Below are 8,274 nucleotides of genomic sequence, written 5' to 3' on the forward strand. Positions count from 1 at the left end.
CTGACCGGCGACGAGACTGCCAACACCCTGTCGGGCGGGGCCGGCGACGATGTCCTGACGGGGGGCATCGGCGCCGACCTGCTGCAGGGCGGGGCCGGCAATGACAGCTTCGTCTACACCGCCATCGCCGACAGCACCGTGGCGTCGGCGGGCAAGGACACCATCTACGACTTCACCACCGGCGACCATATCGACCTCTCGGCGATCGACGCCGACGGCAATTCGGCCAATGGCGACACCGCCTTCAGCCTGATCGCCGGCAATTTCACCGGCCATGCCGGGGAGATGCTGGTGGTGACGGCGGGGGCGACCCAGGTGGTCTATGCCGACACCAATGGCGACCGCATCGCCGATTTCGCCATCAACGTCCGCGCCGACCATGCGCTGACGGCGGCGGATTTCGTGCTGTAGGCCGCCCCCGTCGACGCGTCAGCCGAGCCGCAGGGACAGCTCGACATCCTCGCCGAACGGCGTGGACAGGTAGCCGCCGTCGGGCGAGCGCACCCGCGCGAGGTAGTCGGGGCTGTGATCGGCGTTGTCGGCGACGATGAAGGCGCCCGGCCGCAGGCGGCTCTCCACCAGGTCCAGGATCTCGGGGTACAGCGCCTTGGCGCCGTCGAGCAGCAGCAGGTCGATGCTGTCGGGCAGGTCGGCGCCCAGCGTCTGCAGGGCGTCGCCCACCCGGATCTCCACCAGGTCGATCAGGCCGCCGGCGGTCAGGTGATCGCGGGCCCGGGCCACCTTGGACGGCTCGAATTCGCTGGTGATCAGGCGGCCGCCGCCATTGTCGCGCAGGGCGGCGGCGAGATGCAGGGTCGAGATGCCGAAGGAGGTCCCGAACTCGACGATCGCCCGCGCGCCGCAGCCCCGCGCCAGCATGTACAGCAGCGCGCCGGTCTCGCGCGAGACGGGTAAAGGGAAGTCCTTCAGGCGGGTGTAGAGGTCGAGGTAATCGGTCTTGCTCCGCATCAGGCGCACCCGCTCCTCGGGGGAGACGGCGGCGAATGCGGGGCTCGCCATCGCCGAGGCGGCATCGGCCTCGATGAACAGGCGGTCGAGCAGGGGGGCGAGCGGGGCGGCGGTCAGGGTGGTCATGCAGGTCTCCGGTCTCAAATCAGCGCGTTTTCGCGCCGGACCAGAAATACGACGAGTTCGTCAGGTTTCTGATTCGCATTGCCGCGCTGCCCCACGACCAATCATTGAAGGCCGCGGATTCCCTCGCGAAAACCGGCCCGGCCGGCTCACCCGGCCGCGCCGGTTGCCCCGGTTCTGGACGCTGCTGTTCAGGTTCCGGCGGCGGACGGCGCGGGGCCATCGGGGATGCCGAACCCGACGATGGAGACGGACTCGATCCTGGCGGCTGGCTCCCGGGTCTCCTTGCACTGGGCCAGGGATACGACTAATTCGTCAAATTCCCGATTCGGATTGCCGCACCGCCCCATGACCGATCGCCGAAGCCCGCCGATCTCCTCGCGAAAGCAGCCGCAGCAGGCCCGCTCGGCGGTGCTGGTGGCGGCGATCCTGGATGCGGCGGTTCAGGTTCTGGCGAAGGAAGGCGCCCGGCGCTTCACCACCGCGCGGGTGGCCGAGCGGGCCGGGGTCAGCGTCGGGTCGGTGTACCAGTACTTCCCGAACAAGGCCGCCATCCTGTTCCGGCTGCAGAGCGACGAGTGGCGCCAGACCACCGAGATGATGTGCGGCATCCTCGAGGACACCGCGACGCCGCCGCCGGACCGGCTGCGTAGCCTGGTCCACGCCTTCCTGCGCTCGGAATGCGACGAGGCCGAGGTCCGGGTCGCGCTCAACGACGCCGCCCCGCTGTACCGCGATGCGCCCGAGGCGGGGGAGGTGAGGGCGGCCGGACGCCGCGCGGTCGAGGCCTTCATGCGCGAGGCGCTGCCCGAGGCGGCGGACCCAACCCGCGACCTGGCCCGCGACCTGATCATGACGACGCTGAGCGAGGTCGGCAAAAGCTTCTCGGAAACGCCCCGGACCCCGGCGGAGATCGCGACCTATGCCGAGGCCCTGGCCGACATGCTCTGCGGCTATCTCGGCGGCCTCAGAACCGGTAGCCGACCGCGAGCGCGACCGAGGGCTGCACCCGGCTCTCGGTGATCGGGCTGTCGGCCGCATCGCCGAGCAGGACGCCGACCCCCACATTCGCCGTGGCGAACCAGCTTTCGGAGATCGCCCAGTTGAGGCCGACCCGGAAATCGACGCTCTTGAACCCGGCCCCGGCGTCGAAGCGCTCCAGCCCCGAGCTGCGGGACTGCGCTGACGAGACGCCGAAGAAGGTCTGCATGGTGTCGTCGTCGGCCCAGGTGGCGGAGACGCCGGATGTGAGCTTCCAGGTCGCGGACAGCGGAACCTGCACCGACACACTGGGCCGGACCTGCAGCCCGTCGCTGCCGCCGAAATCCTTGGAGAGGTCGATGCCGAGCTGCAGCATGCCGAAGGAATAGGACCCGAAGATATGGCCGCGCGCGGCCGTGTCGATATCGCCCAGGCCCTTCAGATGGTCCTCGTCGTCCTCGTTCCGGCCGGGGGCAAGGCCGACCGAGACGCCCAGCTTGAGGGCCCCGCTGCGCACCACGTTGACGCCGATCCCGCGCTCCATGTCGAGGAAGACCCGGTCCCGCCAGTCGATCGCGACGAAGGGCAGCGGCGACACCGAGACCTTGTCGGAGCCCTGGTAGCTCGGTCCGACCCGGACGCCGCCGCCGAGGACGAAGGTCCAGTCCTTGCCGCCGGGATCGACCGCCTCCGGGGTGTCCTCCGGCTGGCCGCGGATCAGGTCCTGGGCCCCCACCGGCGTGCTGGTCGCGAACAGCACCAGGCACGCCCCGGCCAGGGCGAACGGCGCACCAGTCCTGCCCCGGCGGATACTTGGCCGTGCAAAAGAAACAGCAGTCGACAGAAGCGCCGTCATTCGGTTTATCCCCGTGGCTCGAAAGAGCTGCGAGAATAAGAGCCGGCGGGACGGGAGGGTTTTAAGTTGCGTTAAGAGATGTTGCGGGCGCCGGTGGGCAGAGACCGGATGGATCACGCGGCAGCGACATCCGGACGATCAGGCCATGCGGCAGGCGGTCGAGCAGTTCGATACTGCCGCCATGCCCGCGAACCACGTCGCGCGCGATCGACAGACCCAGCCCGAAACCGCGGCCTGCCGTCGCCGGCCGGGTCTCGTCGCCCTTGAAGAAGGGATCGAATACCTTCTCGCGCAGCGGCGCGGGAATGCCCGGACCGTCATCCGCCACCTCGATCTCCGCGATGCCGTCCGCGCCGACCCGCAAGTCGACCCGCACCGCCGACCCATGCTGGACGCCGTTGTCGACCACGTTGCTGACCGCGCGGGTCAGCGCATGGGGCCGGCAGACCCAGCCCAGCCGCGACGGCCCGGCATAGGTGACGCCGTGCCCGACATCGCCGAATTCGGTGCAGACCGTCCGCAGCAGGCTCGACAGATCGACCCGCGACATCCGCTCTTCCCGGGCCCCCGGCTGCAGATACTCCAGCGTTTCGTCGAGCATGCCGCTGATCCGCACCACCTCGTGCAGGACGCCGTCGCGCAGTTCCGGGTCATCGATCCGTTCGGCGCGCAGCCGCAGGCGGGTCAGCGGCGTCCGCAGGTCGTGGCTGATCGCGGCCAGCATGCGGGTGCGGTCGTCGATCAGGGCCCGGATGCGCGTGCGCATGGTGTTGAGGGCGTCGGCCAGCCGGCCGATCTCGTCCGGTCCCCGGCGGCTGAGCCGTCGGTCGTCATCGGGCGAGCGCCCGAAGGAATCGGCCGCGATCCCCAGCGCCGACAGCGGCGCGATGATCCAGCGCACCGCATAGATCGAGAGGAACAGCACGAACACGATCATCGTGATGATGATCAGCACCGTGGGCTTGAGGATGACCAGCCACTGGCCGGCCATGGTCGGCGCGGCGAACAGCAGCGCGGACCGATCGTCGAGCTGCACCACCAGCCGGGGGCGGCCGCCGGGAGGGAACGTGCCGCCCCACGCCTGGATGCCCCAGCCGGATCTCAGTTGATAGGCGATCACGCTGGACAGGATCGGCGTGGGCGGGTCGTCGGGCTGGGCCGCCAGTTCGGCCAGCGGCACCCGGATGACATCGGCGCCGGCCCGCCGGGCGACGCCGAGGATCATGTCGGCCTCTTCCGGGGTCTTGGCGCTCTGAACCAGCTGGGTGATCTTGGCGAACCCCATCGCGGAGAGTGAAATTCCGTCCCGCGCGTCGGGGTCCCTGAAGAACAGGAACAGGACGGTGCCGGTCAGTCCGATGCCGAGCAGCATCGAGGCGACGACGATCCCGGTGATCTGGCTGACGATGCTGCGCGGGATCAGGCGAGGCCGGAATCGCATCAGGCCTGCTCCACCGGTTCGGTGAACATGTAGCCGCCCAGGCGCACGGTCTTGATGTAGCGCGGGTTGTCGGGGTCCGGCTCGATCTTCTGCCGGATCCGGCTGACATGGACGTCGATGCTGCGCTGGATCGGGCTGGCCAGGCCGCTGTGCGTCAGCTCGATCAGCTGGTCGCGCGACAGCACCTGGCCGGGGTGCCGGCACAGGGCCGCCAGCAGGTCGAACTCGACGCTGGTCATGGCGACCTGCAGCCCGTCGGGGTCGTGCAGCTGCCGCGACGCCGGGTCGATCCGCCAGCCGGCGAAGCGCAGCGGGCGCGTGCGGCCGCCGCCGGTCCCGCCCTGGGCGCGCCGCAGCAGCGCCCGGATGCGCGCCACCAGCTCGCGGGAATCGAACGGCTTGGGCAGGTAGTCGTCGGCCCCGATCTCCAGCCCGACGATGCGGTCGACCGCGTCGCCGCGGGCCGTCACCATGATGATCGGGATCGCCGACGCCGTCCGCAGCCGGCGGCAGATGCTCAGGCCGTCCTCTCCCGGCAGCATGATGTCGAGCACGACCAGGTCGACCTTGTCCCTGGCCAGCACCCCGTCCATCCCGGCCGCCTCGGTCACGCCGGAGACAGTGAAGCCGCTCTCCGACAGCACGCCCTGCAGCATCCGAGAGATCTCGAGATCGTCCTCGACGAGCAGCACATGCGCCGGCCGCGCCGGCTCGGCCGGCGACAGGGTCTTCAAGGGTCCCACCATCGCGGCATCCTCGCAGCGGGCGGGCCGGCGATCATCCCTGCAAATGTTATTTTTTGTGTCTTGCATCCGGTCGCAGCCCGATCGCTAGCGCACCGCGATGGCCTCGACCTCGACCCGGTATTGCGGCGCGGCCAGCGCCTTGACCACCACCAGCGTGACCGCCGGCGGCGGCGACGTCGGCATCCGGGCGGTGTACACCGCCATGAAGCCGGGGATGTCGGCCTCCTCGGTGAGGAAGACGGTCAGCTTGGCGACATCCGCCATGGTCATGGCCGCGGCGGACAGCACCAGGCGCAGATTCTCGAACGCGACCTCGGCCTGCGCCGCGATGCCGTCGGCCCGCGCGGACCCGACCGCCACCTGGCCGGAGACGTAGAGCGTGCGGGACCCGGTGGCCACCATGCCCTGGCTGTAGGTCGGCATCGGCGGAACCCCCGGCCGGTTGACGGCTTCGAGCATGGCGGTCTCCTTCCTCGTGGGGGGTATCAGCGCGACGGCGACCCGAGCAGGGGCAGCTGCGCCAGCATCGTCCGCAACGCCAGGGAATCCCAGGGCAGATGCTCGGTGATCCCCAGCCCGACCACGTCCACAGCCTTGGACACATCCGCGAACAGTCGGACGATCTGGTCCATCGTCATCCGGCCGCGGGGAATGCCGTCCAGCGCCGGCGAGGCCGGGTCGGGATTCGCGAACAGCAGGGACCGGAACAGGGTCGGGTCGAGGATATCCAGGTCGAAATGGATCGCCAGGTGCCGGGCGCCGATCGATTTCAGCCACTCCAGCACCGGCTCGCTGGTCTCCGCGAGATCGGCCGGGCCGACGCTGCGCAGGTTCAGCCGCTGGAAGAACGCCGTCTCCATCGCGCGGACCGCCGGCAGCGCCTCCAGCGTGTCCTGGCGGCCGGCGAACATCACGTTCTGCGGCTTGATCGGCCGCTTCACCGCCGCGACGAAATCGGCATCGCCTTCGCCCAGCAGGTTGCCCATGACCATGGCATGGGCGTTCTCGTATTCCCGCGGGGTGATCACATCCGGGTGGGTATCGACCCACAGCACCGCCAGGTCGCCGTCATAGCGCTCGTTGAGATAGGCGAAGGGCGCCAGGTCGACCAGGCAGTCGCCGCCCAGCACCACCAGTCGGTCGGGCCGGTGCTTGTCGATCAGGCGGCGGGCATCGGCCAGCTGGGCCAGCAGCGCCGCGCGCCCGACGATGCCGTTCTCGGCCGTGAGCGGAGTGCCATCGGGCGGTGTGACGCTGACCTGCTCGACCGGCCCGGTGGCCTCGGGCGCCAGCCAGGACAGCAGCTGGGCGCCGAAGACATAGGGCGGGTTGTTGCCGCCCTGCCATTGGGGGAACAGCAGCCGCAGGGTGGTGTCGCCGGTGCCGGTCATCGGATGTCCTTGTGTCAGATCGGGGTTCGCCAGCCTTCATATAGGGCGTCAATTGGCGAACAGAGTTCTACACTGACGCGACGACGGTTCCTGATAATCCCCGAGGCGACATGGCACTGCGCGCGAATCTGAACGAGGTCCTGGTCTTCCTGGCCGTGGTCGATGCCGGAAGCTTCGTCGCCGGCGGGCAGGCGATGGGCCTGACCCGGTCGGCGGCGGGCAAGGCGGTGGGCCGGCTGGAGGACAGGCTGGGCGCCCGACTGCTGAACCGCACGACGCGGACGCTCAGCCTCACCGATGAGGGCCGGGTGTTCTACGACCGGGGGCAGCGCATCCTGGCGGCGGTCGACGAGGCCGAGGCCAGCGTGGCCGGGAATGCCGGCACGCCGCGCGGGCTGCTGCGGCTCACCGTCCCGGACGCTTTCGGGCGGCTGGTCATCCTGCCGCTGCTGGCGCGGTATCTCGCGGCCTGGCCCGAGCTTCAGGTCGAGGTCAGCTTCACCGACCGAAGGGCGGACATCGTCGAGGAGGGCTTCGACCTGGCGGTGCGGATCGGGGGCGCGAATTCGGATTCGCGGCTGGTGTCCCGCGTGGTGGGCCGGCACCGGGCGGTGCTGTGCGCCGCGCCGTCCTACATCGCCGCCCGCGGCGAACCGGCCGGCATCGACGACCTCGAACGGCATGACCGCCTGATCTTCCGCAGCCGCGGCCGCAGCCACATCTGGCGGTTCCGCGACGACGACGGCGGCTGGGCCCGGGTGCAGGGCAGCGGCCGGCTGCGGCTGGACAGCGGCGAAGCCCTGCGCGACGCCGCCGTCGCCGGGCTCGGCCTCGCCCTGCTGCCGGACTTCCTGGTGGCGGGGGACGTGGCCGCCGGCCGCCTGCGGCACCTGCTGCCCGGCCTCGACGCCGGGGACGTCGAGATCCTCGCGATCTATCCCAGCCGGCGCCTGCTGGAACCCCGGGTCCGCCGCTTCATCGACCTCATGGTGGCGGAACTCGGGGGCTGACGGCATGGGGCTGGGACGGGAAGCCAGGCAACGTTCAGATTGCCTCTCCCGCCTGGCGGGAGAGGCCGGGCTCGCGTAGCGAGACCGGGTGAGGGCTGGCCCAGGCTTCGACAAAGAGCCCTCACCCGGAGCCGCTTCGCGTCTCCGACCTCTCCCGTGATCCCCGGGTCAAGCCCGGGGAGGAGAGGCAATCGGCGTGAACAAAACGTGCATTGTGTTAACTGGAACGACTCGTTCATGATACGTTCCATGAAAACGCCACCAGAAGGGTTCGACATCCAGGCCCACTGCCGCAGCCTCGCGCTGCAGCAGATGGAGATGCTCACCGAGATCGCCGAGCTCAGCCTGCAGCTGGTCAGGGGCGAGGGCGCCCGTGCGCTCGACGCCCAGGCCCAGGTCAAGGCCGCGGCGCCCAAGACCGACGAGGCGGTGGCCGCCAGGGCCGAGGCGCGGGAGGCCGGGCTGGCCTTCGCCCGCTTCTCCCGCACGGTGCAGCAGTCCCTGGCCCAGCGCGCCCGCGCCGCCGACAAGCTGTGCGCCCAGGACCGGGCCGAGACCCCCGACCGCCTGGCCGCCCGCAAGGCCCGCCGCGACCGCCACCGCGACGAGGTCCAGGACACCCTGCAGGACATGATCTGCGAGGAGATCGAGGATGAGGGCCGCTTCAACGCCCTGAAGGACGATCTCGAGGAGCGGGTCGACGGGCTCTACGAGGACCAGGACGTCCGGGTCGAGGACCGGCCGGTGGGGTCGGTGA

General features: G+C 70.1%; 10 protein-coding genes. 4 read left to right on the forward strand and 6 right to left on the reverse strand.

The features are described from left to right. Window positions 1–411 (forward strand): M10 family metallopeptidase C-terminal domain-containing protein (locus tag AB4112_RS35585; protein WP_441727149.1); only part of this gene is annotated, 411 nt, incomplete at its 5' end. Between the two features lie 18 nt (window positions 412–429). Here AB4112_RS35585 and AB4112_RS35590 read toward each other — a convergent pair. Then, on the reverse strand, window positions 430–1,095 hold the full coding sequence (locus tag AB4112_RS35590) for an O-methyltransferase (RefSeq protein WP_441727151.1): 666 nt from the start codon (window positions 1,093–1,095) through the stop codon (window positions 430–432). Window positions 1,096–1,440: 345 nt separating this feature from the next. Between AB4112_RS35590 and AB4112_RS35595 the strand changes: the two genes are divergently transcribed. Further along, a complete protein-coding gene (locus tag AB4112_RS35595; RefSeq protein ID WP_441727153.1) occupies window positions 1,441–2,115 on the forward strand; it encodes a TetR family transcriptional regulator in 675 nt (224 codons plus the stop codon). Here the strand turns inward: AB4112_RS35595 and AB4112_RS35600 are convergent. From AB4112_RS35600 to AB4112_RS35620, 5 genes are all read right to left on the reverse strand, one after another. Further along, on the reverse strand, window positions 2,060–2,929 hold the full coding sequence (locus AB4112_RS35600) for a MipA/OmpV family protein (RefSeq protein ID WP_441727155.1): 870 nt from the start codon (window positions 2,927–2,929) through the stop codon (window positions 2,060–2,062). The two genes, AB4112_RS35595 and AB4112_RS35600, sit on opposite strands and share 56 nt — an antisense overlap. A gap of 61 nt (window positions 2,930–2,990) precedes the next feature. After that, window positions 2,991–4,370: a sensor histidine kinase gene (locus AB4112_RS35605; protein WP_441727157.1), complete on the reverse strand. Its 1,380-nt coding sequence runs from the start codon at window positions 4,368–4,370 to the stop codon at window positions 2,991–2,993. Then, window positions 4,370–5,116 carry a response regulator gene (locus tag AB4112_RS35610; RefSeq protein WP_441727159.1) on the reverse strand — a complete coding sequence of 249 codons (747 nt, stop codon included), beginning with the start codon at window positions 5,114–5,116 and terminating at the stop codon, window positions 4,370–4,372. Before AB4112_RS35610 ends, AB4112_RS35605 begins: the two co-directional genes overlap by 1 nt. 84 nt (window positions 5,117–5,200) lie before the next feature. Then, a complete protein-coding gene (locus tag AB4112_RS35615) occupies window positions 5,201–5,575 on the reverse strand; it encodes a RidA family protein (protein ID WP_309793292.1) in 375 nt (124 codons plus the stop codon). A gap of 26 nt (window positions 5,576–5,601) precedes the next feature. Further along, window positions 5,602–6,507: an arginase family protein gene (locus AB4112_RS35620; RefSeq protein WP_441727162.1), complete on the reverse strand. Its 906-nt coding sequence runs from the start codon at window positions 6,505–6,507 to the stop codon at window positions 5,602–5,604. A 110-nt stretch (window positions 6,508–6,617) separates the two neighbouring features. Between AB4112_RS35620 and AB4112_RS35625 the strand changes: the two genes are divergently transcribed. Both AB4112_RS35625 and AB4112_RS35630 read left to right on the forward strand, forming a co-directional pair. Continuing rightward, window positions 6,618–7,517 carry a LysR family transcriptional regulator gene (locus tag AB4112_RS35625; RefSeq protein WP_441727164.1) on the forward strand — a complete coding sequence of 300 codons (900 nt, stop codon included), beginning with the start codon at window positions 6,618–6,620 and terminating at the stop codon, window positions 7,515–7,517. Window positions 7,518–7,766: 249 nt separating this feature from the next. After that, window positions 7,767–8,274 (forward strand): hypothetical protein (locus AB4112_RS35630; protein ID WP_441727166.1); only part of this gene is annotated, 508 nt, incomplete at its 3' end.

The organism is Inquilinus sp. 2KB_23, from assembly GCF_052115705.1.
Taxonomy (GTDB): domain Bacteria; phylum Pseudomonadota; class Alphaproteobacteria; order DSM-16000; family Inquilinaceae; genus Inquilinus; species Inquilinus ginsengisoli_A.